The sequence below is a fragment of the Methanocaldococcus jannaschii DSM 2661 genome (assembly GCF_000091665.1).
Lineage (GTDB): Archaea > AGJL01 > Methanococci > Methanococcales > Methanocaldococcaceae > Methanocaldococcus > Methanocaldococcus jannaschii.
The window spans coordinates 1,505,658-1,531,239 of the sequence record NC_000909.1; the positions used below are offsets into that span (position 1 = coordinate 1,505,658).

Here is a 25,582-nt window from a genome sequence, read left to right on the forward strand (position 1 = left end):
TACTTAATGAACACCTTACTTATAAGATAAATGTTCAAAGTTTCCTTAGAATCTTATTAAGTTTTGAAAAATAAATTATAACTTAGATGAACTTTATTAATTCTCTTATAGCCTCTTCTACATTCTTTGCTTTAACTACTCCAGAAGCTAATAAAACACCCTCAGCTCCCAAATCAAGGGCTGCTTTAACATCTTCTCCTTTAGAAATTCCAGCTCCACATAAAACTTTGACATCCTTGTTTATCTCTTTAACTGCCCTAACAGTTCCCTCAACAACCTCTGGATTTGCCTTTGATACTGGAATTCCAGTTCCTATAAGCTCTGGTGGTTCAACAGCAATATAATCAGGGCTTAGGGCTGCAACTGCCTTAGAAGTGTTTATATTATTTGTGCAGACAATTGTTTCTAATCCTAAATTTTTGCATTTATTTATAACTGCTTCAATATCAGCCAACAGCATTCTCTTCTCCGAATGGTTTATTAGAGTTCCTTTACAACCACAATCTTTAATAGCTTCAGCCAATATATGTCCAGTATGACTTCCAGGGTTTATATTATCTATATGTTGAGCATAAACTGGAATATTGACATTTTCAACAATCATCCTTAAATCTACAAATTGAGGAGCTACTCCTATTGTAATTCCACTTTCTTCACTAACTTTCTCAGCAATTTTAGCTATCTCTAAACCTCTATTTCCTATACTTTCATTGTATGTTTTATAGTTAATTACTATCAACATAGGCTTTCACCGTGAGAGCATGATTATTCAGATAGAAGAGTATTTTATAGGGATGATATTTAAAGGTAATCAATTGGTTAGAAATACAATCCCTTTAAGAAGGGAAGAGATATTTAATTTCATGGATGGGGAGGTTGTTAGCAATCCAGAAGATGAACATTTAAAAGTAGCTGAAATTATATTAAAATTATATTTTGCAGAAATTGATGATAAAAAAGTGAGGGAATTAATAAGTTATAAATTGGAAGTTCCAGAATTTACAAAAAAGGTTTTAGATATTGTTAAAGACATAGAATTTGGGAAAACCTTAACTTATGGAGATATTGCTAAAAAACTAAACACTTCACCAAGAGCTGTTGGAATGGCTTTAAAAAGAAATCCCTTACCTTTAATAATTCCATGTCACAGAGTTGTTGCTAAAAATTCATTGGGAGGGTATTCCTATGGATTAGACAAGAAAAAATTTATCTTAGAGAGAGAAAGATTAAATATGGTGTCTTTCAAATTTAATAAAGTCTATTAATGAATTTTGAACGCTTTCATAAAGGGGGTGTTTATTGGTCCTTAGTATTTCAAAATGTTTTAAAAGACTCTATAAAAAGAATTTAAAATAATACTAAAATTAAAATAGAATTTAATAAATTACACAACATTCATTGATTAAAATTATTCAAAGGCTTTACTAAAGGTTAAGTGAGAACATGATAATAAGAAAATTCTCATCTAAAGATTTAGATGCTGTTGAAGAAATTGAGAGAGAGGCATTTAAAACCCCTTATCCAACCAGCTTAATTTTAGGATTTTGGTCAATGTATCCAAACTGTTTTTATGTGGCAGAGATTGATGGGAGGGTTGTTGGGTATATTTTGGGAAGTATGGATTGGGGGAATGGACACATTATCTCATTGGCTGTAAAAAAAGAATGTAGAGGGCTTGGAATTGGAACAGCTTTACTAAAAACACTTGAAAACTATTATTTCAATATAGCTAACTGTAACTACATAGTTTTGGAGGTTAGGGTTTCAAATGTCCTGGCGAGAAGATTTTATTATAGGATGGGTTATAGAGATAGAAAGCTTCTTCCAAAATACTATGAAGATGGGGAAGACGCCATATTGATGATAAAAAAGAAACCAAATGCTAAAGGGCCATTAATAATAACGTTGTGGTGATTCTATTGCAATTTTATAAAGAGGAGAATTTTAAAAAAACAGAGATTGGAGAGATTCCAGAGGATTGGGAGGTTAGGGAATTAAAAGACATTTTAGAGGTTATCAGAAATGGACTAACTGCTAAGCAAAATAAAGATAAAATAGGTTATCCAATAACAAGAATTGAAACGATTTCTGATAGTAAAATAGACATAACAAAATTAGGGTATGTTGAAGATATTAAACAAGAGGATATTGCTAAATATAGATTAATTATCGGGGATATTTTATTCAGTCATATAAATAGTGAGGAACATATTGGAAAAGTAGCAATTTATGAAGGGAAACCCGAATTTTTACTTCATGGAATGAATTTACTACTTCTTAGACCTAACAAAAACAAAATTGAGCCTTATTATTTATTATATTTATTGAGGCATTTTAAACAAAAAAATATATTTAAATATATAGCAAAAAGAGCAGTTAATCAATCATCAATAAATCAAACACAACTAAAACATTTAAAAATCCCCCTCCCTCCCTTAGAAGAACAGAAACAAATAGCAAAAATATTAAGTGACTTTGATAACCTAATAGGAACAATAAATAAGCAGATTGAAGTATTAAATAAGGCAAAAAAGGGGATGATGAAAAAATTATTTACTAAAGGAGTTTTTGAGCATAAAAGTTTTAAAAAATCTGAAATTGGGGAGATTCCAGAGGATTGGGAGGTTGTTGAGTTAGGAAATGAAAAATATTTCAAAATTATAATGGGACAATCACCACCATCATCATCCTATAATAAAGAAGGTGAAGGAGTTCCATTTTTACAAGGAAAAGCAGAATTTGGAAATATTTATCCTAATCCAGTATTATACACAAATAAACCTTTAAAAGTCGTTGATGATGAAGATATTTTAATTTCAGTTAGGGCTCCAGTTGGAGATGTAAATATAGCACCGTTTAAACTTTGTATCGGTAGAGGATTAGCAGGAATAAAATCAAATAAAGAAAAAGTAGATAATTTCTTTGTATTTTATTATTTGAGTTATATAAAGCCAAAAATAGAATATTTAGGAGGAGGTGCAGTATTCAAAGCAATAACTAAAAAAGATTTAGAAAGTATAAAAATCCCCCTCCCACCATTAGAAGAACAAAAAGCAATAGCTAAAAGATTAAAAGCCATTGATGATTTAATAGAAATAAAAAGAAAAGAAAAAGAACAAATAGAAAAAGCAAAAAAGAAAATAATGAATCTACTACTAACTGGAAAAATAAGAGTAAAAACCTAAACAATATCATTACTTATTCATATAGGTGATTTAAATGATAATAATCCCTGCAGTTGATTTAAAAGATAAAAAGTGCGTTCAGCTAATTCAAGGAGACCCAAATAAAAAGCATTTGGAACTAAACAATCCAGTAGAAGTTGCTAAAAAATTTGTAGATGAAGGGGCTGAGTATCTACATATAATCGATTTAGATGCCGCATTTGGAACAGGAAATAATAGAGACGTTATTAAGAACATTATAAAAGAGGTTAATGTTCCAGTTGAGGTTGGAGGAGGAATTAGAAATTTAGAGATAGCAAAGGAATTAATTAGCTTGGGAGTTGATAGAGTTATAGTGGGAACTAAGGCAATTTTAGAACCAAAATTCATAGATGATTTAAATAAAGAGATTGGAAAAGATAAGATAGTTTTAGCTGTAGAATGTAAAGAGGGAAAGGTTGTTATTAAAGGATGGAAGGAAAAAGTAGATAAAACTCCAATAGAAGTTATTAAGGAATTTGAAGATAAGGTTGGCTATATATTATTTACAAATGTAGATGTTGAGGGCTTATTAAAAGGAATAAATGTTGATATAATTAAAGAGTTAATTGAAAAGACTGATATTCCTATCATCTACTCTGGTGGAATTACAACCTTAGAAGACATAAAAGCTTTAAAAGAACTTGGTATTTATGGAGTTGTTATTGGTTCAGCACTATATAAAGGTTTAATTGATTTAAAAAAGGCGTTAGAGATAGTTAAAAATTAAGATAGGATTTTTTATTGCAAATCAACATATATGTCTCTTCCTTCATCAATTGCTTCTAAAATCTCTTTTCCTACCTTTGTTTTTTTGTTTATCCTCACTGTCCCGTCATTTCTAACAGTTACTGTTGTTAATAACTTCCCATCTATGTATATCCTTATGTTTTCTCCTGCAAAGTCCTCTCCAACATCCACGACCACATATTTATCTGTCTCATAAATTCTTGTTGATTCAAGCTCATTTACATATTCATACTTTCTATATATCCTTTCCATGTCTTTTTCTTCTTCTTTCTCCTTTTCTTTAACTGAAATTTTTAATCCAAGCATATCTTCCAATTTTGATATCTCTTTTCCACCCTTTCCTATAATAGCTCCTATATACTTCTCTGGAACAATTAAATCAATTGAGTTGTCTCCAGTAACCTTTACCATAGGCTTAGCTTTCCTTGGTAGAAGTTTTTTCAATATCTCCTCCAACTTCTCTTCAGCATATCCATATATTGGGGCTTTTTTTCCACCTTCTTCTTTAATTGGCATAACCACAACTTGTTCTCCATAGGTGTAGATTTCATACTCAACTCTTCCAGTCTCAAAGTCCTTAACTTCAATAACAGGCCTTGCTAAATCTTCTTCAACCATTCCATAAGGCACTTTAACTGTGAAGTCAATCTCATAAACCTTCTGTATCTTTCCATCTTTTATAAAGATTACAGTATCTACAACTTGTGGAATAACTCCAAGCTCAACCCTTCCAATCAACCTTTGGATAGCATCTATTGGTTTTGAAGCATGAACAACCCCAACCATTCCAACTCCAGCCATTCTCATGTCTGCAAATATCTCAAAGTCTCTTGTCTTTCTAACTTCGTCATAGATTGTGTAATCAGGTCTAACCAATAATAGGATATCACATGTCTTCTCCATATCTCCCTCTAATGGTGCATATTGAGTTATCTCCTTGCTAACTTGCAAATCTCTTGGACTTTCCATTGTCTTAACTATTTTTCCTTGGCTTCTATAGAACTCTGCCAAAGCCGCTACAAACGTTGATTTTCCACTTCCTGGAGGACCAGAAACAAAGATACCCTCTGCCCTCTCCTTTAATCTCTCCATCAACTTATCTGACAATTCATAATCCTCTAATGAAGCTTTAACTACTGGTCTAACTGCTGTAACCTCTAAAGCCTCAGAAAATGGCGGTCTTGCAATTGAAATTCTAATATTTCCTAATTGGATAACTGTAGCTCCTTTTCTTTGAATTTCAAAGAATCCATTATTCTGTTCTGCATACTTTATAATATTATCAATTATATCTTCCATCTCTTCTTTAGTCAGTTCTTTATCCCCTATTGGAACAAGCTTAACTTCTCCAGGCTTACCTTTTTTAGCATAAGGCAAACATCCCTCTTTTAAATGCACAGACATTGTTTCTTCATCGAAGTATTTATCCAATACAAGTTCAACTTCCTCTTCTGCAGCCTCTAAGAAGTATGCTTCAATACCTTGTGCCTTAGCTAAGTTGTATTGAATCCAATCACTTGTTAATAATATAGAGTTTGTTTCTTTAGCTACTTTTCTAATCATTGCATCAATTTCTCCACTTTTTGCTAAAAATATCTCCTCTCTTGTAGGTCTTTCTCCATAGTATTCAACTTTAATGTTATGCTCACTTGCTTTTTCTATTAGTTTTCTAAGCTCTTCTATCCCTTTATATCCTATCTCTCTACCCATGTTTGCCTGATACTCTAATTCAGAAACCACAGCTTCAGGAATTATTATTGTAGCATCTTTAAGCTTACCTCTCTCAATTAGCTCTGTTATTCTACCATCTATAACGACACAGGTATCGACACAAACTTTTTTTCCAATTAAATCTAATTCATCAATAGATTTTGTTTCTAACTTTTTCCTCTCTTCAAGATTCATAAATGTCACCTTCAAATTAAACTTATAATATGTTTAGAATTTAAGATAATGATTTGAAGAATTACAATATTTGTGATAAACTTCCTAATTATTATTTATATTATTTAAATGATTTGGCATTTAAACGTTTTTTCTTGAAATTAAATATTTTTTTAGATAAATTAATACCCCCATCAAAAATCTTTACTCCTATAAATATTTTTCGATTTGCGGTAAATAGAAAACTTAATTACTACCATAAATTGATAATATAATAATTGTTGTTAAATAACAAAATTGAGGGTGAGATTGTGAAATTTGGTATCGAATTTGTTCCAAACGAGCCAATACAAAAGCTCTGTTACTATGTTAAGTTAGCTGAAGACAACGGATTTGAATACTGTTGGATTACAGACCACTACAACAACAGAAATGTCTATATGGCTTTAACAGCTATCGCAATGAACACAAACAAAATTAAGTTAGGACCAGGAGTTACAAACCCATACGTTAGAAGCCCAGCAATAACAGCTTCAGCTATTGCAACATTGGACGAGTTATCAGGAGGAAGAGCTGTTTTAGGTATCGGTCCAGGAGATAAGGCTACTTTTGATGCATTAGGAATTGAGTGGGTTAAGCCAGTTACAACATTAAAAGAATCAATTGAAGTTATAAGAAAGTTGTTAGCTGGAGAGAGAGTTTCTTATGAAGGAAAGGTTGTCAAGATTGCAGGAGCTGCTTTAGCAGTTAAACCAATCCAAAAGGCAGTTCCTGTTTATATGGGAGCTCAAGGACCAAAGATGTTAGAAACAGCTGGTATGATTGCTGATGGAGTTTTAATTAATGCATCAAACCCAAAAGACTTCGAAGCAGCAATCCCATTAATTAAGAAAGGTGCCGAAGCTGCTGGAAGAAGCATGGACGAGATTGATGTCGCTGCCTACGCATGTATGTCAGTTGATAAGAATGCAGATAAAGCTAAGCAGGCAGCAGTTCCAGTTGTTGCATTCATCGCAGCAGGTTCTCCACCAGTTGTCTTAGAGAGACATGGAATTGACATGGAGAAAGTTGAGGCAATAAGAAACGCTTTAAAATCAGGAAACTTCCCAGAAGCATTCAAGAATGTTGATGACACAATGTTAGAGGCATTCTCAATCTACGGAACACCAGAAGATGTTGTTGAGAAGTGTAAAAAATTAGCTGAGATGGGAGTTACTCAAATCGTTGCTGGTTCCCCAATTGGACCAAACAAAGAAACAGCAATTAAATTAATTGGTAAGAAGGTTATTCCAGCATTAAAAGAGTAAATTAACTTAACTTTTCTTTTTTTATTTTAATTTTTTATATTTTTTGTTTTATTTGGTGATAGTATGAAAAGGCTGTTCTTTATTTTTGTTATGCTTATTGTATTGCTGTGTGGATGCACAAGCAATAAAACAACAAATGTAAATAATGAAATAAATATAAATAAGATTGAAACGAACAAAACCTTAGAAAATGAAAGTTTAATTCAAAAAACTGAAAAAAATCAATTAGCTAAAATAAAAGAAATAAAATATATGTATATTGTCAAAGAAGGAAACAAAACAAAAATTCAGTTTGCTTTAGCTTATGAGAACGGTAGTTTAGCAAGGGTAAGTAATGGAAAGGTTGTATTGAAGATATTTGACGATAGTGGATTATTGTTTAATAAAACATACTACATTAATGAACTTCCCTTAAAAGCTGGATATTACTATGAGATTGAATTGCCAAAAATTAAAGGCTTTTATAAAAATGCAAAATTTGTATTGACATTTAAAAATGATAATGTGAATTTATCAAAAACAACCTATGGAACAATTGAAAGATATTCTGAAGAAGAAATGAAAGAAATATTTGAAAAAGAATATCATGAAAACTCAATAAAAACTAATATAGAAGAATTTAGGGATGTTGTGGGGATAAAATTCACTGTAAAAGAATATGGATATTATAAAATTTATAACAATCAAACTGACAGAATTGAAAAAGTATTTAGAGTTGATTTTGTAGCTAAAAACTTAAATCCTGACACATATGAATTTGCTCCTATAGGAGTGTGTTTAATTTCTGGAGATAAAAAATATTGGAAAATTGGAGGACTTGATGAAATAGAAATTGGAATTAATCAAGAGATTGCGGGATATTGGATATTCAACAAACCAGATAGTATAGAAAATCTAAGATTAGATTTTAAAATGGGAAATATCGTTTATGACATCCCATTAACACAAAATAATTTAAAATAATTTAGTAATTCTTCTAAAAATATTTTAATTTTTATAATTTTTGCAAGTATTTAATAATATTTGCCATAGCCACACACCCATCTCCTACAGCTTTAGCTACTTGCATAACCCCTCCCCTAACATCCCCTACAGCATAAATTCCATCTATATTTGTTCTACAGTTTTCATCTGTTTTGATAAATCCCTTTTTATCTAACTCTATACCACTATCCTTTAAAAATTCAGTGTTTGGAACATGTCCCAAGCTTATAAATATCCCATCTGCTTTTATTATCTCTTCCTTTCCATTAACTGATATTTTAACTCCTTCAGCTCTTTCTTCTCCAACAATTTCCAATGGTTTGGCATTGTATATTATTTCAACATTGTTGGCTTCTTTAAGCTTATCTAACATTATTGACTCAGCAGCCTTTAACTCTGACTTATCAGTAATTACAATAACTTTTTTAGCAATGTCTTTTAAATTTATAGCACTCATGATTGCTGGTGTATCCCTCCCAATCACTATAACCTCTTTATTCAAATAGAAGAAGGCATCACACATTGTACAGTAACTAATTCCTCTTCCGATAAATTTATCTTCGTTTAAACCTAATTTTTTAGGTTTTGTCCCAGTTGCTATAACTATAGTTTTAGTTAAATACTCAGAATTTTTTGTTATAACTTTAAATGGTCTCTCTTTAGTTTCTATTTTAATGACTTCATCGTAGATTATAGGTAATTTAAACTTTTCAGCATGATTCTTAAATTTTTCAGCTAATTCATATCCTCTAATCTCTTCAAATCCAGGGTAGTTTTCTACAATACCAGCTTCAGCTATCCTACCTCCAGCATTTTCTTTTTCTATACATAGAGCATTTAACTTTCCCCTCATTGCATATATGCCAGCTGTTAATCCTCCAGGTCCAGCACCAATAATTATTGTGTCGTGAATCATTTTTTCACCCCATTTTTAATATTTTAATTTTATTTATAAAGATTTCTAAACACTCTTCGCAATTTTTGTTGCAACATATCGGAGAATTTAGGAATAAAAGGTTGTGATACAATGAGCATCCCCACTTTGTTCTTGTTCTATAGGTTAGTTTTTTTATTTCCTTCTCTATATCATTGTTTAAGTAAAATATCTCGTTCTCATTTCCTTCATTCATAATTGGTTTTAAGTTTAAAGTTGGAGGACTTCTAACAACAATTCCACTAACTTCTGAAATTTTGTTAGCTAATAACATCCCCTCAATACTTGAAACTGGCTCAACTATTGTAGAGTCATCTTTATTTATTGCTTCTGGAAGGAATGAAACTTTAATCCTCAACCAAGTTGATTCTTCAGGATTGTTTTTTATTATTTCTTTTCCTTTCTTTGAAATATTTGCATTTTCTAAGTAATATTTATAATGCTCATTACAAAGTTCTCTCAACCTTCTATCAAATGATTTTTTATGCGTTAGATAATATTTTGCCTTAACTTTCTTTTTGTAGTATTTTTTAAAGTTCTTTGCACTGAGTTTAGTTAATTTTAATGCCTCTTCAAAAGGTATGTTTGTCTTATATTCAACAAGTTTTGCATATTCGTAAGTTTCAATTATTATGTGGTTTTTATATCCCTTATTTGTCTCAATAGCCACTGATACATAATCTTCAAATGTTGGATGTCTTAAAAACATCTTCTTAACTTCTTCAAAATCTATATTAGGGTTGAGCTTTCTAATTTCCTTTGGTGTTAATAGGCAAGGTCCTGTTGTGATATTTTTTGAAATAAAATCTCCAACCATTCCCACAAATCTATAATAAGGCAAGGAAGTGAAGTCATAAGAAATTATTTTATTGAGCTTATACTTCTCAATAATCCTATTCCAAAATTGAGGGTAAGTGTGGTTATAATACTCCTCTCCAATATTGCAATTACAGTTGTGATAATTACATAATTTTAAATTCATTGATAAGCTCATAGCATCACCTTGATTGTGCCACATCTATACACTATTATTGACCTCCTCATATTTATATTTTACCCTAAATAGGACTTTCGCAGTTCATATATTTCATAATGCAGTTGGATGCCTTTAGGCATCAGTTCCTTAAAAAATTTTTATCTCTGCGAAAGTCCTATTAAAAATAAGTTTGGGGGATATCATGTTAATCATTTTAACAGGGCTGCCAGGGGTTGGGAAATCAACGTTTTCAAAGAATTTAGCAAAAATTTTGAGTAAAAACAACATTGATGTCATAGTTTTAGGAAGTGATTTGATTAGGGAGAGTTTTCCAGTATGGAAGGAGAAATATGAGGAGTTTATTAAAAAATCAACATACCGCTTAATAGACTCTGCTTTAAAAAACTATTGGGTTATTGTTGATGACACCAACTATTATAACTCAATGAGGAGAGATTTAATAAATATAGCCAAAAAATACAACAAAAACTATGCCATAATATATTTAAAAGCTTCTTTAGATGTTTTAATTAGAAGAAATATTGAGAGAGGGGAAAAAATACCAAACGAAGTGATTAAAAAGATGTATGAGAAATTTGATGAGCCAGGGAAGAAATATAAATGGGATGAGCCATTTTTAATAATAGATACAACAAAAGACATTGATTTTAATGAAATAGCTAAAAAATTAATTGAAAAAAGTAAGGAAATTCCTAAATTTTATGTTTTAGAGGAAAATAAAAATAAAAACAACAATATTTCTGATAAAATTGATAAGGAGACAAGAAAAATTGTAAGTGAATATATAAAATCTAAAAAATTAGATAAAGATAAAATTAAAGAGGTTGTAGAATTAAGAAAAGAATTTTTAAAGAAAATAAAAAAGATGGAAGAGGTTGATGCTGATAGGGTATTAAAAGAATTTAAAGATTTACTCAATAGCTATTGAACAGATGGATACCTTTAAATATCTCCAAAGATATAAGATATAAACGCAGAATACTACAACAAAATTGTGGGGATAGATATGTCAGAAGAAAAAGAAGTTAAAGAAATAAAAGTTGAGATTCCTAAAGAAATTGCTGATAAAATAGAGAAGATAACAAGTTTTTTAAATAGTTTAAAAGATAAAAAAGAAATGGTGTCAAAAGAAAAAATAGAAGAAATGTTAAAACTTATCGATGAGGTTAAAGATAAATTACCTAAATTAAATGTAGATATTGAAAAATTAGCAAAAATCTTAGAAGGTAGTGGAAGCGAGGTTAAAATTGTATTTAACAAATTGACCATTGATGGAGAAGTAGGCTTAAAAATTATCCCATTAAAGAAAGAGAAAAAGGAATAAAATAAGTGGGACTTTGCTTAAAGAACTCAACTATTTATTTTTGTTTCAGAGATTGATAAAAAATGGTAGTTTAGAAATAGCATTAACGAATATTTTTTCTTTAGGGATTAGTAGAGATTATATCACAATTAATATTGAGAATATAAAAACATTAAAAGAAATTATGGAAGCTGTTTCTTCAAAATCAGCGAATAAGAAGTTAAAAAGTTTCTTAGAAAAAATTGAGGATTTAAAGATTTTTTTATCAGAGGCTTCAAAAATAGCTGAAATTTTAGTTAATAATAGGAAAACTTTTATTTTGAAATATAAAGGTAAGGAGGTTTTAATTGTTGGTTATGATGCAAGAGGAGGAATATTTCTAAAAAATATAAAAATTACTGACAAATTAGCTTTGATAAAAATGTTAAATGAATTCAAAAATTAGCTTCTCAAAATCTCATACATTTCTTCAGCTTTTTCATAGACTTTCTCTTCATCAACAGTTAAAATCTCTCCATCCCTCATAACTATATTTCCATCTATGATGACATCATCTACAAAGCCATTAAACGCATAAACTAAATGGGACATTATATTCTCTTTTGGATACAAGTAAGGTTTATCCAAGTTTATTAAAACAATATCTGCTAAATATCCTTCTCTTATTTCTCCAGCTTTTATATTCAATGCTTTAGCCCCATTTTTAGTGGCAAAGTTAAACGCCTCTTCAGCTTTAACAACAGTTGGATTTAAATTAACTCCCTTATGTAAGATTGCAGAGACCTTTATCTCCTCAAATAAGTTTAAGTTGTTGTTACTTCCACATCCATCAGTTCCTAAGGTAACGTTTATTCCCTCAGCCAAGAGTTTTGGAATTGGAGCTACTCCAGAAGCTAATTTTAAGTTGCTAATTGGGTTATGAGAGACGTTTATGTTTTTTTGTTTCATTATTTTGATTTCTTCATCTGTTAAATGCACGCAGTGAGCGGCTATAGCTCTAACATCATCAAAGAAACCAAAGGAGTTTAAATAAATAAACGGCTCCATACCCGTTTTCTCTTTAACCATTTTAATCTCATCTAAGGTTTCATTTAGATGTATATGTATAGGGACGTTGTATTTTTTAGCTAAGTTATTAACTTCCATTAAAAGCTCTTTGGAGCAAGTGTATGGAGCATGAGGGCCAAGAGCTGGCATTATTCTACTATTATTTAAGCTGTTTATGTAGTTTATATACTTCTCAGCATTTTTAAGCTCTCTCTCCCTTCTCTCCTCATCAAATAAATCAATCATTCCGTAGGCTAAAACTGCCCTCATTCCACTTTCATCAACTGCCTTAGCAATCCCTTCCAAAAAGAAATACATATCGTTAAAAGTAGTAGTTCCACTTCTAATCATCTCAATACATCCTAATAGTGTTCCCCAATAAACAATTTCTTCATTTAACTTTGCCTCCATAGGCCAGATGTAGTTGTTTAACCACTCCATTAAAGGTAAATCATCAGCAACTCCTCTGAATAATGTCATTGGTATGTGGGTGTGAGTATTTATCAACCCAGGGATTGCTATCTTGTTCTTTCCATCTATAATTTCAGCATTCTCTATTTCTTCTTTTTTAACCTCTCCAATCTTTTTTATTTTATTTCCTTCAATTAGTATATCCTGTCTCTTCCCATTTACAAATACATTTTTTATCAATATCACTGTTTCACCTTGTATTACTGTAAATTGTGGAATTTAACAAAGTAATCAAAGAATTCTTTGAATTCCTTTAATACATCTTTTCTGTAACCAATATAGTTATGAACGATATATTTATCTTTCTCAATCTGAATGTTTTTCAAGTCTTGTGGTTCGATTATGAAATCTGTAGGGACGGTAAATATAAACAACTTCTTTCTTAAGATATCCTCTAACTGCTTTCTTAATGGTTCTATACAGTATTTAACTACTTCTTCTTTAGATGAGAGATATATGTATCCTAACTCAATAAGTTTTTCCCTATGAGCTTCCAAAGTTTTAATATAAATATTTATAACTTTATCGAACTCTTCTTTAGAAATCCAAAATGGATGTCTATTTTTAAAGAAATTAAGGCGTTCCTCTACTATTTTATGATACTTTCCTTTTTCTAATAGTTTGTATCTAACTTTTCCTTCACCATCTTTTATTTCTTCATATAAGTTATAAAGTATCCAACTTCTAAGCATAAGAATATATGGGATGGAAGTATATTGAAGTAGAGCATAATATTTTCCAAAACTTAAAGTGTTTTGCGGGCGAATAACTTCGATATTATATTCGTCTATTGGTATATCTTCGTATTCAGCTAAGTCGAATAATGGAATGTCCCTTAAAGCAGAGCTTAAAAGAATTACAGCGTCAGATAGTAATATCTTTCTGGTAGTTCTATCTAAAATTACTGTCCCAAACGTTTTTTCCAAGTCTTTGATTATACTCCCAATACATATGTATTTGGTGGATTTTTTAGGTTTATAAAATCTAAATGTATTGAATATATTTTCATTGTTTATGAAATATGGAGAATGTAAGATTATAAATACCTGTGAGTCAATATTCTCAGTATCTTTAAGAATCTTTGAAAATCTCTTTTGATATTTTGGGTAAAGTTGATTAAATGGAGTATCAAGTAAAATAACCTTTGACTCATACCCAAATACTAAAGTTAGAATTTCTAAGATTTTTTTCACACCAAGTCCTACCATGTTCAGAGGTATCTCAATGTCTTCTGAATATACTACAATATCTGGTTTATTATTAGCTAAAATTACATCAAAACTAAGACTTCCACTATTAAATATATATTCAAACATCTCTTTAATTTTCATATATCTTTTTCTTAGCTTTAGATTTGCATTATTCTTTAAGTAAAACAAATAACTGGGTATCCATTTTTCAGATGGCATGCTTAATATACCTAAATATAAATCGTCTTTTGTTGTGGATGTTTTGAATAATTCCAATATTTTAGATTTCACATTTTTTTCTAAACTGTTATTCTTTAAACCAGCAAGTAATTCAACTATCATATAATCTGGAATCATTACTTTGCCTTCATTTGGTAAATAATCCTCATAAAATATTAGACTGTTTTCATATATTTTTAATAAAATATCATTTAGTGAGATATCACTAATTTCATATATGTCCCTATAATCAAATCCACAAAATCTTACAATATATTTTAAATCTTCAATAATTTCTTTGTCCCATGGATTTTCTTTTGAATATTCTAAAACCTTCTTAACATATATTGACATTTTATTGGCTAAGAGTTTATCCAAAGCCAATAATACAACAAATGCTCTCAATATGTTTTTATCCATTGTTAATCTTTTAAAACAATCTTCATATTTCTCAATGTCTTTTGTAAAATCTTTCATTGAGATTTCAACAATATTTTCTATATTTCCATCTCCAATTCTTGTTGTGATATTCTCCTTACCATCAATTAATGTGCTAAAGAATAATTTCTCATTTTTTTCATAAATTGTAATTAATGCATTTACAGATGATGTTATAATGTTTTTTAAATCATTTGTAACTTCTATAATCTCAACATTTCTGTCCAACTCATGTATAACCTTACTATGGTCAATTAAATCTGGTGTAATCTCTGATAATTCACGTTCTTTCAAGTATATTTTTATTTTTTCAATATCTTCTTCTAAACTTCTCAATCTAAGCATAAAATATGGTCTATAGCACCTTAATTCAGAGCACTCCCAAATATATGACCCTGCTGAAAAATAATCAATAATACTATTGATAATGTTCAGCTTTAAGTTGTTACATAGTCTTATCAAATCTGGAGCATTTATTTTGAAGAAAATTTTAAGAAATTTGGCAATAACCTCTTTATCACTCTTGTCAAATATCACATCTACCTCTATCTTTGCCGCTTTTAAATTTTTATTGTGTAAATATATTTCCAAATCTACTGCTGATATTTTCTCATTTATAATGTTTCTTAGTAATTTTAAAACCCTAAATAAGTTTGTTTTTCCTACATTATTGGGGCCGAAGATTGTAACAACATCCCCATCCTCAAATGTTATTTTAAAATCATCAAATGATAGTAAATTCTTAGCGGCTATTGACTTTATTTTCATAAATTTCACCATACTATTTAATTTTAGGATAATGCTCTCCGTGTAATTGCTAAATATCGTTTATAACCAACATTTATGTTTTAAATTTATTTCACTATAATTTAGTTGTGTTCTAATGGTATTTAAATTCTATGTTATTATTATATGGTTTTTATAGTATCGATTTCTGAATATCAAATTAAACCGAAAACCTTAAAATAGTATTATGGCTAATAAAGGTAGCGAGTATTTAATAAAAAGAGTCTTTATGGTGATAGAAATGGTTAAAATATTCTACGATAAGGATGTAACCTTTGACGCAGTTAAAGACAAAACAATAGCAGTTATTGGTTATGGAAGTCAAGGAAGAGCTCAAGCTTTAAATATGAAGGATAGTGGTTTAAATGTTATAGTTGGTTTGAGACCAAATGGAGCATCATGGAACAAGGCAATTAAAGATGGACACAAAGTTATGACAATTGAGGAAGCAGCAGAGAAAGCAGATATCATCCACATATTAATCCCAGATGAAGTCCAGCCAGCAGTTTATAAAAAGCAGATTGAGCCTTACTTAACAGAAGGAAAAACAATAAGCTTCTCACATGGATACAACATCCACTATGGATTTATAAGACCTCCAGAGAATGTTAATATAACAATGGTAGCTCCAAAATCACCAGGGGCAATGGTTAGAAAAACATATGAAGAAGGATTTGGAGTTCCAGGATTGGTTGCTGTTGAGAGAGATTATACAGGAGATGCTTTACAAATTGCTTTGGGAATGGCTAAAGGTATTGGATTAACAAAAGTTGGAGTAATACAAACAACTTTTAGAGAAGAAACAGAAACAGATTTATTTGGAGAGCAAGTAGTTTTGTGTGGAGGAGTTACCGAGTTAATTAAAGCTGCGTTTGAAACATTAGTTGAAGCTGGTTACGCTCCAGAGATGGCATACTTTGAAACATGCCATGAGTTAAAGCTAATAGTTGATTTAATCTATCAAAAGGGATTACAGGGAATGTGGGAGAACGTCTCAAACACTGCTGAATATGGAGGTTTAACAAGAAGGGCAAGAGTTATAAATGAGGAGTCAAGAAAGGCAATGAAAGAGATTTTAAAAGAGATACAAGATGGAAGATTTGCAAAAGAATGGAGCTTAGAAAGAGAAGCTGGCTTCCCACACTTGAATGCTTTAAGAAGATTAGAGAAAGAGCATTTAATTGAGAAGGTTGGAAAAGAGTTAAGAAAGATGTGTGGCTTGGAGAAGGAATAATTTTTAATCTCTTTTTTATTTTATTAATTTAAAAATGTCTTTTACATTATTAAAATATCAATAGGTTAAACTCCACTTCCAGAATGGAACAATCTCTATCAGATGTTCTTTATCATCAACTGTTATTTTTTCGAATCCTTCATCGTTGTAAGTGATAATTTTTAAATTGACATTATCAAGTTTTAAATCTTTTATTGCCTTTTCATAAGCTTTGATTTCTCTTTCTTTATTGGTCTCATTTAATTCATAGCATACTTGAATTAACTCCTTATTTTCTCCAAATATTAAAAAATCAACCTCATAGTTTTTCCTTTTGACATAAAACAGATTCTCATTCTCAACAAAACCTCTCCTTCTCAACTCCAAAAATACAAGGTTTTCCAAAATTCTTCCTTTATTTTTGCTAAAACTTAAGGAGAAGTTCCACATTCCGTCAATAACATAGAGTTTTGAGTAGGATATTGTCTTAGTCTTATAAGAGAAATTATTTAATAAAAATATTAGATAGGCATCACTAAAATACTCTAAATAGTTGTAAATGCACTCTCTACTTATTTTTGTATTAAATTCTTTGAGTAAATTGGCAATCTTTTTAATAGAAATCTCATTAGCAAATAAATTTATTAAAATGTTCCTTAAAACTTTAATTTCCTTTATATTTCTAATGCTATGCCTCTCAACAACATCCCTATAAAATATGCCGTCCAAATATTCTTTAAGAATTTCTTTTTTAATGTTTTCATCATCTATTAAAGTTATTTCTGGAAAACCACCAAATTTAATGAATTCGTTTAGATACTTCAGCAACTCTGCCTTTTCAATTGTGGAATACCTCTTCTTAACATTAAAATTCTTAAATTTCAAAAATTCCTTAAAGTTTAATGGTAATATTTCAGTTTTTAAATTTCTTCCTCTCAAAGAAGTGGCAATTTCTTTTGATAATAATTTAGAAGATGAACCAGTTATAAAAATGTTGAAACCACTATCATTTAGCCTTCTAACAAATTTATCCCAATTATCAACACTCTGAATCTCATCAAAAAATAGGTTTTTTGTGTTTTTTATAGACAATGCAATCTTTAAGAGTTCATTTAACTCATCTAAAGCTATATTTATTAATCTTTCATCCTCAAAATTTATATAGATGAAATCATCCTTAAAATGCTTGTTTATAATTTGAAATAAGAAATATGTCTTTCCTCCTCTCCTCACACCATAGATAACCTTTATTTTGTTAGGGATGAGTTTTATTTCAATATCTCTATTAATTACCTTTGCTTTCTTTGCAATCTCTAAGTTGTCTAATATAACTTCTTCAAATAGTATCTTTTTGTCTATCATACTTGACACTCTTAATATTTTTATGTCTAATATATTAGACAAAGTATTTAAATCTTCTCTTTACAATATCCGACAATAAACATAATGCATTTCAACAAAATCAAAAACTTTATATAATATTGACATTTTATTTTTATTTTGTGATTAATATGGAGAAAGTAGCAATATACATTATAGGAGATATTGTTTTAGCTGAAAATACTGGAAAAGCTCTAAAAAAATGGAGGAATTTATTCAACATCCAGCAGATTGAGTTAGCTAAATACTTAAACGTTTCTCCATCCGTTATAAGTGATTATGAAGTTGGAAGAAGAAAAAACCCAGGAGTGAATATTATAAAAAAGTATGTTTTGGCATTAATAGAAATAGATAAGGAGAAGGGAGGACAAACAATAAAAGCATTAAAAAGAATTTTAGATAAAAGCCCTTCAATGAAGGCAATTTTATCAATAAAAGAGTATGAAAACCCAATAACCCTTAATGAATTTGTAAATATTATTGATGGAGAAATTGCCGTTGGAGATAACTCAGACACTCCAATATATGGGCATACAGTTGTTGATAGTATAAAGGCAATATTAGAGATGACAGGAGATGATTTCTATCATTTATACGGATGGACTACTGAAAGAGCTTTAATATTCACAAACGTCTCTACTGGAAGAAGCCCAATGGTTGCTGTTAGAGTCAGCATAATGAAGCCAAGAGTTGTTGTTTTGCAGGGAATAAATAAAGACAAGATAGACAGCTTAGCTTTAAAATTAGCTGAGATTGATAACATCCCACTAATAACAACCCATTTAGATACTAAAGAACTTATAAAAAGACTAAATGAGATAAAATAAGGGGGAAATTATGGCGGGTATTGTTGGTTATGGAGCATACATCCCAAAATATAGGATAAAAGTTGAAGAAATAGCAAGAGTATGGAACAAAGACCCGGAATCAATAAAAAAAGGACTTTTGGTATATGAGAAAGCAGTTCCAAGCTTGGATGAAGACACTGCAACTATTGCAGTTGAAGCAGCAAGAAATGCATTAAAAAGAGCTGAAATAGACCCAAAAGACATTGGAGCTGTTTATGTTGGGAGTGAAAGCCACCCTTATGCAGTTAAACCAACTGCTACAATAGTTGCTGAGGCTATAGATGCAACTCCAGACTTAACTGCAGCGGATTTAGAGTTTGCTTGCAAAGCTGGAACAGCAGGAATTCAGATGTGTATGGGATTGGTTGAGAGCGGCTTAATCAAATACGGATTAGCTATTGGGGCAGATACTGCCCAAGGAGCTCCAGGAGATGCTTTGGAATACACGGCAGCAGCTGGAGGAGCTGCCTATATAATAGGAAAATCAAACGTTATAGCTGAATTCAACGGCACTTATTCATACACAACAGACACCCCAGACTTCTGGAGGAGAGAAGGAAAGCCATATCCAAGACATGGAGGAAGATTTACAGGAGAGCCAGCATACTTTAGACATGTAATTAATGCTGCTAAAGGATTGATGGAAAAAATGGGAACAAAGCCAGAAGATTATGATTACTGCGTATTCCACCAACCAAACGGAAAATTCTATATTAGGGTAGCTAAGATTTTGGGCTTTAAGGAAGAGCAATATAAAATAGGGCTATTAACCCCTTATATTGGAAACACTTACTCAGGAGCTGTTCCTTTAGGGTTATCAAATGTCTTAGATAATTGTGAAGGTGGAGAGAGAATTTTAGCAGTCTCCTATGGAAGTGGGGCTGGAAGTGATGCCTTCGACATAACAGTAACTGATAGAATAAATAAAGTCAAAGACAAAGCTCCAAAAACAGCCTATTACTTAGAGAGGAAAGAATATATCGACTATGCAATATATGCCAAATTTAGAAAGAAAATTAAGATGTGAGCAAAGTTTTTGGAATTCTGCTATATGGTTCTTATGCAAAGAATGAATACACAAAAAGGAGTGATATTGATATATGCTTAGTAGGGGTTGATAGAAATACATACTTAGAAATCTTAGGAAAATTGGGAAATAAATATGACATAAAAATCTTTGAAGAACTTCCTTTGTATATAAAAATGGAGATTATAAAAAATCATAAAGTAATTTTTGGAGATGAATTAGAACTTTCAGAGCATTTCTACAAATTTAGAAAGATTTGGAGGGATATGGAAAAGAGGATTAGAGAAAATCAGTTCAACAGTGTTAGAGAAAAGGTTATGTTGAGGAGGAGATTTAATGCAAAGAAAGAAGAGATACTTGGATAAGCTTGAAAAGTTTGGGGAAGAATATTACTTCATAAAAGAACATGAAATAAGGGATGAGATTACAAAAAGGGCTTTATTATATTTCTCTTCAAGTATGTGTTGATATTACTATGGACGTTGTAGCAATGCTCGTTAAAGACATTGGGTTGAATGTTGAAGATGATTATACAAACATTAAGAAACTTTTGAAGCATGATGTTATTACAAAAGATGAAGCTACTCTACTAAAACAATATAACAGGCTTAGAAACGCTATTGTCCATAAATACGATAAATTAAACTTAGAAGTTGTAAAAGAAGGTTTAAAAAGAATTGATGAACTCTATGAAATCGCATACGAAAGTATGCGAGTAATGAAATGCGAAGCATTTCATCTGATAATAATTAAACTCATTGAATTCTATGAAAAGGTGGAAGAATGAGAGATGTTGCCATTATCGGCTATGGACAGACAAAGTTTGGCGAGCTATGGGAAAGAAGTTTTAGAAGCTTGATTGTTGAGGCTGGTGTTAAGGCAGTTGAAGCTGCAGGTATAGATGGGAAGGATATAGATGAGATGTATGTTGGAAACATGAGTGCTGGTTTGTTTGTTGGACAGGAGCATATAGCCTCTTTAATAGCTGAGCATGCTGGTTTAAACCCAATTCCTTCAACAAGGGTTGAAGCTGCTTGTGCATCTGGTAGCTTAGCTTTAAGACAAGCTGTTTTAAATGTAGCGAGCGGGGCAAGTGATGTTGTTTTAGTTGGTGGAGTAGAAAAGATGACTGATGTTGTTGATGCAACCTCTGCAATATCATCAGCTTCAGACCAAGAATGGGAGGCTTTGTTTGGAGCTACTTTTCCTTCACTGTATGCTATGATGGCTCAGAGGTATATGTATGAGTATGGCTTAACTTTAGAGGAGTTATCAATGTGGAGCGTTATCATGCATGAAAACGCCTCAAAAAATAGATATGCACAATTCCCATTTAAGGTTACATTGGAGCAGGTTCTCAACTCCTCACCAGTTGCTGAGCCTTTAAGATTACTACATTGCTCACCAGTTTCAGATGGTGCTGCTGCCCTTATAGTATGTGAAGCAGAAAAGGCTAAAGAATTTGTAAATAAAGATGATATCATCTACATCAAAGCAAGTGTTCAAGCATCAGATACAATTGCATTACACAGCAGAGAGAGCATAACAAGCTTAAAAGCTGCTAAAGTTGCAAGTGAAAAAGCATATAAAATGGCAAATATAGAACCAAAGGATGTGGATGTCGCTGAAGTTCATGACTGCTTTGCTATAAATGGTTTAATATTGATGGAGGAACTTGGTTTCTGTAAAAAGGGAGAGGCTGGAAAGATAGTTTATGATAAAAAGATAGCTATTGATTATGATGGCTTCCCAGCAGTAAATCCAAGTGGAGGGCTGAAAGCTGCTGGACATGCATTAGGGGCTACCGGTATAAGGCAGGTTGGAGAGATTTACTGGCAGTTAAAGCAGGATAAGGAGGTTAAAGATAGGCAGGTAGAGATTAAAAATGGCTATGGAATTACTGTAAATGTCGGAGGGACTGGAGGGACTGTATGCATCCATATATTGTCTGATAAGAGATAATTAGAGGATATTTATGGATAAAATTAAAAAGGAAGTGCTTACTATAGTAATTGGAAGCATTGGATTTGTGGTATTGGATTTTATTATTTGGTATTATCTATTTGATGGATTAACTGTATTTTTGTTGATTTCTGCAATAATATTTGCTTGTTTGTTTGTAATAGGGTTTATAATATATGACAAAACTAAACTAAATATCCCTTATCTACCTACCATTTAATAAAAATAGGAAGGATGAGCTAAATGGATAAGTTCTGCCCATTTATTAAAGATATTTGCAAAAAAGATAAGTGTGTAATGTGGGTTGGGGGAGAGTGTAGGCTAATTATGCTCATTGACCTCTACATATCATCAAAAATTTATGAGCTTTATGGGTATGAAAATGGAACCTTGGAAGTTGAAGATGTAGATGAGGATGAAGCGAGTTAAATGGTGAAAATATGTGTAGTTGCAATCTCTACTTTAATGGAGAGTTGGTTATGGAAGATGTTATGATTGTTGAGAAAAAAGGAGATAAAGTTATAGCCATTGATTTATTTGGTGATAAAAAAGAATTTGTTGGAGAGATTAAAAAGATTGATTTGAATGAGAATAAGATATTTATAGAGGGATAAATTCGGAAATGCCTTCCTATATTAATAGTAGCTAAGCTAAGAGGCATCACCGAGCGTAGCGAGGTGATGCATCCATTTTGATCAACCTTTTTAGAAAAGGTTGATGGGAATAAAATATTTATTGAGGGATAAAATGGTTGTCAGAAGTTGGAGACATATTAAAGAAAGATACTGTCTAATTGGAGTTAGATGTAAAAATTGCGGAACTGTTTATTTCCCTTCAAGAGAGATATGTCCAAAGTGTAGAAGAAAAACAGAGTTTGAAGAGATAAAATTAAGTGGAAAAGGAAAGGTTTATACATACTCAGTTGTCCATGTAGCTCCAAAGGATTTTGAAAAACAAGCTCCTTATGTGATAGCAATCATTGAGTTAGAGGAAGGAGCGAGAATTACAGGACAAATTGTAGATTGCAAGCCAGAAGATGTTTATATAGGCATGCAAGTTGAGGCAGTATTTAGAAGAATTAAAGAAGATGGAGATGATGGAGTTATAACTTATGGTTATAAATTTAAGCCAATTGAGAATTAATTTATTTTATTTTGTGGGATTATGAAATTTCTATTTTCAAAGACAAAGATTGAAATTTTAAAAAAATTGAATGAAAGGAATTATACTATCTCTGAATTATCAAAAATTTTAGGAAAATCAAAATCAACGATAAGTGAGCATTTAAACGCTTTATATGAAATGGGTTTGGTTGATAAAGAAAACTATAGCAAGTGGGTTTATTATAAAATAACAAACAAAGGAAAGAAGGTTTTAGAGAACTTAGAAGCATTGATTTTAATGGTCAGCAGTATTTTTGCACTAATTGGTTTGTGGATCTACTATATATTCAAACAAATAAAATACCAAGCAAGAGAAGTTGTTTTATCAAAAACAGTTGTTGAAAGGGGTATTTATACAACTTACAAAGGTTCAACAACTTTTCAGAAAGAGCCGCTATTTTTAATTTTTTTAATTATCTCTACTTTTTTAATAATCTTTATAGTTTATTTAGTTTATAAAATTATTCGGAGATAACCGAACGATTTAGAAATCATTATATAGTATCTTTTTTAGATATATAAATGAATTAGCTTTTTAAATATTCTTAGGTGATATAATGAAAATTAAGGCAGTTGCAATATTTTTATCATTATTAATGATTATATCATTATTTTCTGGATGCGTTGAAAATGAAAAGCCTATAAAAGAAGGAAGTAATGATTTCAAATTAATTCCTGTTAATTCCAAATCAAATTTTGAAGAATTTAAAAATACCGTTGAAAATTCAATAGGAAACTACATCTACGTTGGACATAGTTATGCAAGTAGAGAAGTGCAGATAACCTCAACTGTTAAATCTTCTAATGTAGAAACCTCAACTGAGCCAGAAAGATTTTCAAAAACCAATGTTCAAGTTAAAGGAGTTGATGAAGCAGATATATTAAAAACAAATGGGAACATTATTGCCTTCTCTCAAAATAAGATTTATTTAATTAAGCCCCTTCCTCCAAAATATGCTAAAATAATAAAAAACATATCTGAATGTGGTTATCTTTACTTAACAAACAATACACTAATAGTTATAAGTTGGAATAAAATAACCTCCTATAATGTCTCAAATCCAGAAATGCCAAAAATAATTTGGCAAATGGATTTAAATGGAAGTTATGTTGATTCAAGGTTGTATAATGGAACGTTATATTTAGTAGTTAGAAAAAACTCTATAGATTGCCCAATTGTATGGAACAATTATAAAATTGGCTATGATAAATACTACATTCCAGAACTTCCCCCAATATACAGTATGGACTTTGATACAACATATATTATTAGCAGAATAAATATAAAAAGTGGAAAAGTTGAAAACTCAATTGCAATTGTTGGAAATTATAAAACAACCCTATACATGTCAAAGAACAACTTATACTTTGCCTATAATCTAAAAATTAATGAGAAGAAATTAATGCTTAACTTTTTAAATGAAAGTGCAGATAAATACTTCCCAACAGAAGTGGCAGATAAAATAAAGAGAGTTATTGAAAATGAAGACTTTGGAGACAATGCCAAGTTCGTTGAGATAACTGAAACTATTGAAAGATATTTAAGCTCCCTTCCTTCTGAGAAGAGACACAACCTAATGAAAAAGTTGCAGAATGACTTTGAGAACTATTTAGAAGAACACTGGGAAGAGTTTGAATACACTGGAATAGCTAAAATTAACTTAGACAGCTTTGAAGTTAAAAGTGGAAAGGTTAGTGGTCATCTCTTAAACAACTTTGCTATGGATGAATACAACGGCTATTTAAGAGTGGCAACAACAATAGGGGACTGGAGATTCAGAGATAAAATGACCAATAACATCTACATCTTAGATAGTGATTTAAATGTTGTTGGTAAGCTAACTGGATTAGAAAAAGGAGAGAGAATTTATGCAGTAAGATTCATGGGAGATAAAGCCTATATAGTAACTTACAAAGAGACAGACCCGTTATTGGTTATTGATTTAAAAAATCCAAAAAATCCAAAGGTCTTAGGAGAGTTAAAGATTCCAGGATATTCCACTTACTTACATCCAATAGGTAATAATTTATTTATTGGTATTGGTAAAGATGACGATGGAAAATTAAAAATCTCACTATTTAATATTTCTGATTTGAATAATCCGAAAGAAGTTGATAAATATAAATTAAATGTTTGGTGGAGTCCAGCGTTTAGGGACTATCACGCATTCTTATGGGATGAAAAGTATAAAATCTTCTTTCTACCTGCTTATAATCATGCTTATGTGTTTAAAGTTGAGGACAATAAGATAGAAATGGTTAAGGACGATGAGCATAAAACAAATGTTTTGAGGGCTTTATTTATAAACAATTATCTATACACGTTCTCACTTTCAGAGATGCACATTTTAGATGAAAATAACTGGCAATTAGTTAAAAAAATTGAGTTTGAAAACTATCTGCCTTATGGCTATGGGTTTAAATAAATTTAATTTTTTAATTATTTTTTATTTTTGACAATTTTAACCTATAAAAT

At 30.7% G+C, this 25,582-nt stretch carries 29 protein-coding genes; 22 read left to right on the forward strand and 7 right to left on the reverse strand.

Annotation, left to right across the window (positions count from 1 at the left end; all coding sequences use genetic code 11):
• Window positions 1-82: 82 nt before the first annotated feature.
• Entirely contained in the window at window positions 83-742 is a 660-nt protein-coding gene (gene tpiA, locus MJ_RS08165; protein ID WP_010871052.1) for a triose-phosphate isomerase, read from the reverse strand.
• 19 nt (window positions 743-761) lie between these two features.
• On the opposite strand from tpiA, the gene MJ_RS08170 reads away from it, so the two are divergent.
• From MJ_RS08170 to hisA, 4 genes are all read left to right on the forward strand, one after another.
• Window positions 762-1,265, forward strand: a complete 504-nt coding sequence (locus MJ_RS08170) for a methylated-DNA--[protein]-cysteine S-methyltransferase (protein WP_010871053.1) — start codon at window positions 762-764, stop codon at window positions 1,263-1,265.
• 178 nt (window positions 1,266-1,443) lie between these two features.
• The gene (gene rimI, locus MJ_RS08175; protein ID WP_010871054.1) at window positions 1,444-1,914 is read left to right on the forward strand and encodes a ribosomal protein S18-alanine N-acetyltransferase; all 471 of its coding nucleotides are present in this window, start codon (window positions 1,444-1,446) and stop codon (window positions 1,912-1,914) included.
• A gap of 5 nt (window positions 1,915-1,919) precedes the next feature.
• Window positions 1,920-3,185 carry a restriction endonuclease subunit S gene (locus MJ_RS08180; protein WP_162484770.1) on the forward strand — a complete coding sequence of 422 codons (1,266 nt, stop codon included), beginning with the start codon at window positions 1,920-1,922 and terminating at the stop codon, window positions 3,183-3,185.
• A 34-nt stretch (window positions 3,186-3,219) separates the two neighbouring features.
• A complete protein-coding gene (gene hisA / locus MJ_RS08185; protein WP_010871056.1) occupies window positions 3,220-3,933 on the forward strand; it encodes a 1-(5-phosphoribosyl)-5-[(5-phosphoribosylamino)methylideneamino]imidazole-4-carboxamide isomerase in 714 nt (237 codons plus the stop codon).
• A gap of 11 nt (window positions 3,934-3,944) precedes the next feature.
• Here hisA and MJ_RS08190 read toward each other — a convergent pair whose 3' ends face one another.
• The gene (locus MJ_RS08190) at window positions 3,945-5,858 is read right to left on the reverse strand and encodes a PINc/VapC family ATPase (protein ID WP_064496860.1); all 1,914 of its coding nucleotides are present in this window, start codon (window positions 5,856-5,858) and stop codon (window positions 3,945-3,947) included.
• Between the two features lie 290 nt (window positions 5,859-6,148).
• On the opposite strand from MJ_RS08190, the gene mer reads away from it, so the two are divergent.
• Window positions 6,149-7,144, forward strand: coding sequence for a 5,10-methylenetetrahydromethanopterin reductase (gene mer / locus MJ_RS08195; RefSeq protein WP_010871058.1), 996 nt, complete (start codon window positions 6,149-6,151; stop codon window positions 7,142-7,144).
• Between the two features lie 63 nt (window positions 7,145-7,207).
• Entirely contained in the window at window positions 7,208-8,107 is a 900-nt protein-coding gene (locus MJ_RS08200; protein ID WP_010871059.1) for a hypothetical protein, read from the forward strand.
• A gap of 31 nt (window positions 8,108-8,138) precedes the next feature.
• On the opposite strand, the gene trxR is transcribed toward MJ_RS08200, so the two are convergent.
• Both trxR and MJ_RS08210 read right to left on the reverse strand, forming a co-directional pair.
• Window positions 8,139-9,044 (reverse strand): F420-dependent thioredoxin reductase, encoded by a 906-nt coding sequence (gene trxR / locus MJ_RS08205; RefSeq protein ID WP_010871060.1) that lies wholly within the window; start codon window positions 9,042-9,044, stop codon window positions 8,139-8,141.
• Between the two features lie 4 nt (window positions 9,045-9,048).
• The gene (locus MJ_RS08210) at window positions 9,049-10,056 is read right to left on the reverse strand and encodes a hypothetical protein (protein WP_244409422.1); all 1,008 of its coding nucleotides are present in this window, start codon (window positions 10,054-10,056) and stop codon (window positions 9,049-9,051) included.
• Between the two features lie 184 nt (window positions 10,057-10,240).
• On the opposite strand from MJ_RS08210, the gene pstK reads away from it, so the two are divergent.
• The 3 genes from pstK to MJ_RS08225 all read left to right on the forward strand — a co-directional run bounded on the left by pstK (window position 10,241) and on the right by MJ_RS08225 (window position 11,807).
• Complete coding sequence (pstK, locus tag MJ_RS08215) at window positions 10,241-10,987, forward strand: L-seryl-tRNA(Sec) kinase (protein ID WP_064496861.1); 747 nt, start codon at window positions 10,241-10,243, stop codon at window positions 10,985-10,987.
• 78 nt (window positions 10,988-11,065) lie between these two features.
• Window positions 11,066-11,383, forward strand: a complete 318-nt coding sequence (locus tag MJ_RS08220; RefSeq protein ID WP_064496862.1) for a hypothetical protein — start codon at window positions 11,066-11,068, stop codon at window positions 11,381-11,383.
• Between the two features lie 13 nt (window positions 11,384-11,396).
• The gene (locus MJ_RS08225; protein WP_010871064.1) at window positions 11,397-11,807 is read left to right on the forward strand and encodes a hypothetical protein; all 411 of its coding nucleotides are present in this window, start codon (window positions 11,397-11,399) and stop codon (window positions 11,805-11,807) included.
• Here the strand turns inward: MJ_RS08225 and dadD are convergent.
• Window positions 11,804-13,066: a multifunctional 5'-deoxyadenosine/S-adenosyl-L-homocysteine/5'-methylthioadenosine deaminase gene (dadD, locus tag MJ_RS08230; RefSeq protein ID WP_010871065.1), complete on the reverse strand. Its 1,263-nt coding sequence runs from the start codon at window positions 13,064-13,066 to the stop codon at window positions 11,804-11,806. The two genes, MJ_RS08225 and dadD, sit on opposite strands and share 4 nt — an antisense overlap.
• A gap of 14 nt (window positions 13,067-13,080) precedes the next feature.
• Window positions 13,081-15,495, reverse strand: coding sequence for an AAA family ATPase (locus MJ_RS08235; protein WP_244409424.1), 2,415 nt, complete (start codon window positions 15,493-15,495; stop codon window positions 13,081-13,083).
• Between the two features lie 259 nt (window positions 15,496-15,754).
• Between MJ_RS08235 and ilvC the strand changes: the two genes are divergently transcribed.
• The gene (gene ilvC / locus MJ_RS08240) at window positions 15,755-16,747 is read left to right on the forward strand and encodes a ketol-acid reductoisomerase (protein ID WP_064496863.1); all 993 of its coding nucleotides are present in this window, start codon (window positions 15,755-15,757) and stop codon (window positions 16,745-16,747) included.
• A gap of 57 nt (window positions 16,748-16,804) precedes the next feature.
• Here ilvC and MJ_RS08245 read toward each other — a convergent pair whose 3' ends face one another.
• Window positions 16,805-18,088, reverse strand: a complete 1,284-nt coding sequence (locus tag MJ_RS08245; RefSeq protein ID WP_083774553.1) for an ATP-binding protein — start codon at window positions 18,086-18,088, stop codon at window positions 16,805-16,807.
• A 149-nt stretch (window positions 18,089-18,237) separates the two neighbouring features.
• Between MJ_RS08245 and MJ_RS08250 the strand changes: the two genes are divergently transcribed.
• The 12 genes from MJ_RS08250 (at window position 18,238) to MJ_RS08295 (ending at window position 25,532) form a co-directional block, all read left to right on the forward strand.
• Window positions 18,238-18,933, forward strand: coding sequence for a helix-turn-helix domain-containing protein (locus MJ_RS08250; RefSeq protein ID WP_064496864.1), 696 nt, complete (start codon window positions 18,238-18,240; stop codon window positions 18,931-18,933).
• Window positions 18,934-18,943: 10 nt separating this feature from the next.
• Window positions 18,944-19,981 (forward strand): hydroxymethylglutaryl-CoA synthase, encoded by a 1,038-nt coding sequence (locus MJ_RS08255; protein ID WP_010871070.1) that lies wholly within the window; start codon window positions 18,944-18,946, stop codon window positions 19,979-19,981.
• On the forward strand, window positions 19,978-20,346 hold the full coding sequence (locus MJ_RS08260; RefSeq protein ID WP_010871071.1) for a nucleotidyltransferase domain-containing protein: 369 nt from the start codon (window positions 19,978-19,980) through the stop codon (window positions 20,344-20,346). Before MJ_RS08255 ends, MJ_RS08260 begins: the two co-directional genes overlap by 4 nt.
• Window positions 20,318-20,449 (forward strand): hypothetical protein, encoded by a 132-nt coding sequence (locus tag MJ_RS09890; RefSeq protein WP_280109649.1) that lies wholly within the window; start codon window positions 20,318-20,320, stop codon window positions 20,447-20,449. The genes MJ_RS08260 and MJ_RS09890 overlap by 29 nt, the downstream gene beginning before the upstream one ends.
• 7 nt (window positions 20,450-20,456) lie before the next feature.
• On the forward strand, window positions 20,457-20,768 hold the full coding sequence (locus tag MJ_RS08265; RefSeq protein WP_244409425.1) for a HepT-like ribonuclease domain-containing protein: 312 nt from the start codon (window positions 20,457-20,459) through the stop codon (window positions 20,766-20,768).
• The gene (locus tag MJ_RS08270; RefSeq protein ID WP_010871073.1) at window positions 20,765-21,943 is read left to right on the forward strand and encodes a thiolase domain-containing protein; all 1,179 of its coding nucleotides are present in this window, start codon (window positions 20,765-20,767) and stop codon (window positions 21,941-21,943) included. Before MJ_RS08265 ends, MJ_RS08270 begins: the two co-directional genes overlap by 4 nt.
• A gap of 13 nt (window positions 21,944-21,956) precedes the next feature.
• Window positions 21,957-22,163: a hypothetical protein gene (locus MJ_RS08275; protein WP_064496865.1), complete on the forward strand. Its 207-nt coding sequence runs from the start codon at window positions 21,957-21,959 to the stop codon at window positions 22,161-22,163.
• Window positions 22,164-22,186: 23 nt separating this feature from the next.
• The gene (locus MJ_RS08280; protein ID WP_010871074.1) at window positions 22,187-22,372 is read left to right on the forward strand and encodes a hypothetical protein; all 186 of its coding nucleotides are present in this window, start codon (window positions 22,187-22,189) and stop codon (window positions 22,370-22,372) included.
• An 11-nt stretch (window positions 22,373-22,383) separates the two neighbouring features.
• A complete protein-coding gene (locus MJ_RS09390; RefSeq protein WP_010871075.1) occupies window positions 22,384-22,557 on the forward strand; it encodes a CooT family nickel-binding protein in 174 nt (57 codons plus the stop codon).
• 133 nt (window positions 22,558-22,690) lie between these two features.
• On the forward strand, window positions 22,691-23,086 hold the full coding sequence (locus MJ_RS08285; protein ID WP_064496977.1) for a Zn-ribbon domain-containing OB-fold protein: 396 nt from the start codon (window positions 22,691-22,693) through the stop codon (window positions 23,084-23,086).
• Window positions 23,087-23,107: 21 nt separating this feature from the next.
• A complete protein-coding gene (locus MJ_RS08290; protein WP_010871077.1) occupies window positions 23,108-23,581 on the forward strand; it encodes a winged helix-turn-helix domain-containing protein in 474 nt (157 codons plus the stop codon).
• Between the two features lie 82 nt (window positions 23,582-23,663).
• The gene (locus MJ_RS08295) at window positions 23,664-25,532 is read left to right on the forward strand and encodes a beta-propeller domain-containing protein (RefSeq protein WP_010871078.1); all 1,869 of its coding nucleotides are present in this window, start codon (window positions 23,664-23,666) and stop codon (window positions 25,530-25,532) included.
• Window positions 25,533-25,582: the final 50 nt, after the last annotated feature.

What these genes read in the sequence shown, in the direction of transcription:
- tpiA (WP_010871052.1), bottom strand. Translation starts at nt 742, where the DNA reads ATGTTGATAGTAATTAACTATAAAACATACAATGAAAGTATAGGAAAT.
- MJ_RS08170 (WP_010871053.1), top strand. Translation starts at nt 762, where the DNA reads ATGATTATTCAGATAGAAGAGTATTTTATAGGGATGATATTTAAAGGT.
- rimI (WP_010871054.1), top strand. Translation starts at nt 1,444, where the DNA reads ATGATAATAAGAAAATTCTCATCTAAAGATTTAGATGCTGTTGAAGAA.
- hisA (WP_010871056.1), top strand. Translation starts at nt 3,220, where the DNA reads ATGATAATAATCCCTGCAGTTGATTTAAAAGATAAAAAGTGCGTTCAG.
- MJ_RS08190 (WP_064496860.1), bottom strand. Translation starts at nt 5,858, where the DNA reads ATGAATCTTGAAGAGAGGAAAAAGTTAGAAACAAAATCTATTGATGAA.
- MJ_RS08200 (WP_010871059.1), top strand. Translation starts at nt 7,208, where the DNA reads ATGAAAAGGCTGTTCTTTATTTTTGTTATGCTTATTGTATTGCTGTGT.
- trxR (WP_010871060.1), bottom strand. Translation starts at nt 9,044, where the DNA reads ATGATTCACGACACAATAATTATTGGTGCTGGACCTGGAGGATTAACA.
- MJ_RS08210 (WP_244409422.1), bottom strand. Translation starts at nt 10,056, where the DNA reads ATGAGCTTATCAATGAATTTAAAATTATGTAATTATCACAACTGTAAT.
- pstK (WP_064496861.1), top strand. Translation starts at nt 10,241, where the DNA reads ATGTTAATCATTTTAACAGGGCTGCCAGGGGTTGGGAAATCAACGTTT.
- MJ_RS08220 (WP_064496862.1), top strand. Translation starts at nt 11,066, where the DNA reads ATGTCAGAAGAAAAAGAAGTTAAAGAAATAAAAGTTGAGATTCCTAAA.
- MJ_RS08235 (WP_244409424.1), bottom strand. Translation starts at nt 15,495, where the DNA reads ATGAAAATAAAGTCAATAGCCGCTAAGAATTTACTATCATTTGATGAT.
- ilvC (WP_064496863.1), top strand. Translation starts at nt 15,755, where the DNA reads ATGGTTAAAATATTCTACGATAAGGATGTAACCTTTGACGCAGTTAAA.
- MJ_RS08245 (WP_083774553.1), bottom strand. Translation starts at nt 18,088, where the DNA reads ATGATAGACAAAAAGATACTATTTGAAGAAGTTATATTAGACAACTTA.
- MJ_RS08250 (WP_064496864.1), top strand. Translation starts at nt 18,238, where the DNA reads ATGGAGAAAGTAGCAATATACATTATAGGAGATATTGTTTTAGCTGAA.
- MJ_RS08255 (WP_010871070.1), top strand. Translation starts at nt 18,944, where the DNA reads ATGGCGGGTATTGTTGGTTATGGAGCATACATCCCAAAATATAGGATA.
- MJ_RS09890 (WP_280109649.1), top strand. Translation starts at nt 20,318, where the DNA reads ATGCAAAGAAAGAAGAGATACTTGGATAAGCTTGAAAAGTTTGGGGAA.
- MJ_RS08265 (WP_244409425.1), top strand. Translation starts at nt 20,457, where the DNA reads ATGGACGTTGTAGCAATGCTCGTTAAAGACATTGGGTTGAATGTTGAA.
- MJ_RS08270 (WP_010871073.1), top strand. Translation starts at nt 20,765, where the DNA reads ATGAGAGATGTTGCCATTATCGGCTATGGACAGACAAAGTTTGGCGAG.
- MJ_RS08275 (WP_064496865.1), top strand. Translation starts at nt 21,957, where the DNA reads ATGGATAAAATTAAAAAGGAAGTGCTTACTATAGTAATTGGAAGCATT.
- MJ_RS08280 (WP_010871074.1), top strand. Translation starts at nt 22,187, where the DNA reads ATGGATAAGTTCTGCCCATTTATTAAAGATATTTGCAAAAAAGATAAG.
- MJ_RS09390 (WP_010871075.1), top strand. Translation starts at nt 22,384, where the DNA reads ATGTGTAGTTGCAATCTCTACTTTAATGGAGAGTTGGTTATGGAAGAT.
- MJ_RS08285 (WP_064496977.1), top strand. Translation starts at nt 22,691, where the DNA reads ATGGTTGTCAGAAGTTGGAGACATATTAAAGAAAGATACTGTCTAATT.
- MJ_RS08290 (WP_010871077.1), top strand. Translation starts at nt 23,108, where the DNA reads ATGAAATTTCTATTTTCAAAGACAAAGATTGAAATTTTAAAAAAATTG.
- MJ_RS08295 (WP_010871078.1), top strand. Translation starts at nt 23,664, where the DNA reads ATGAAAATTAAGGCAGTTGCAATATTTTTATCATTATTAATGATTATA.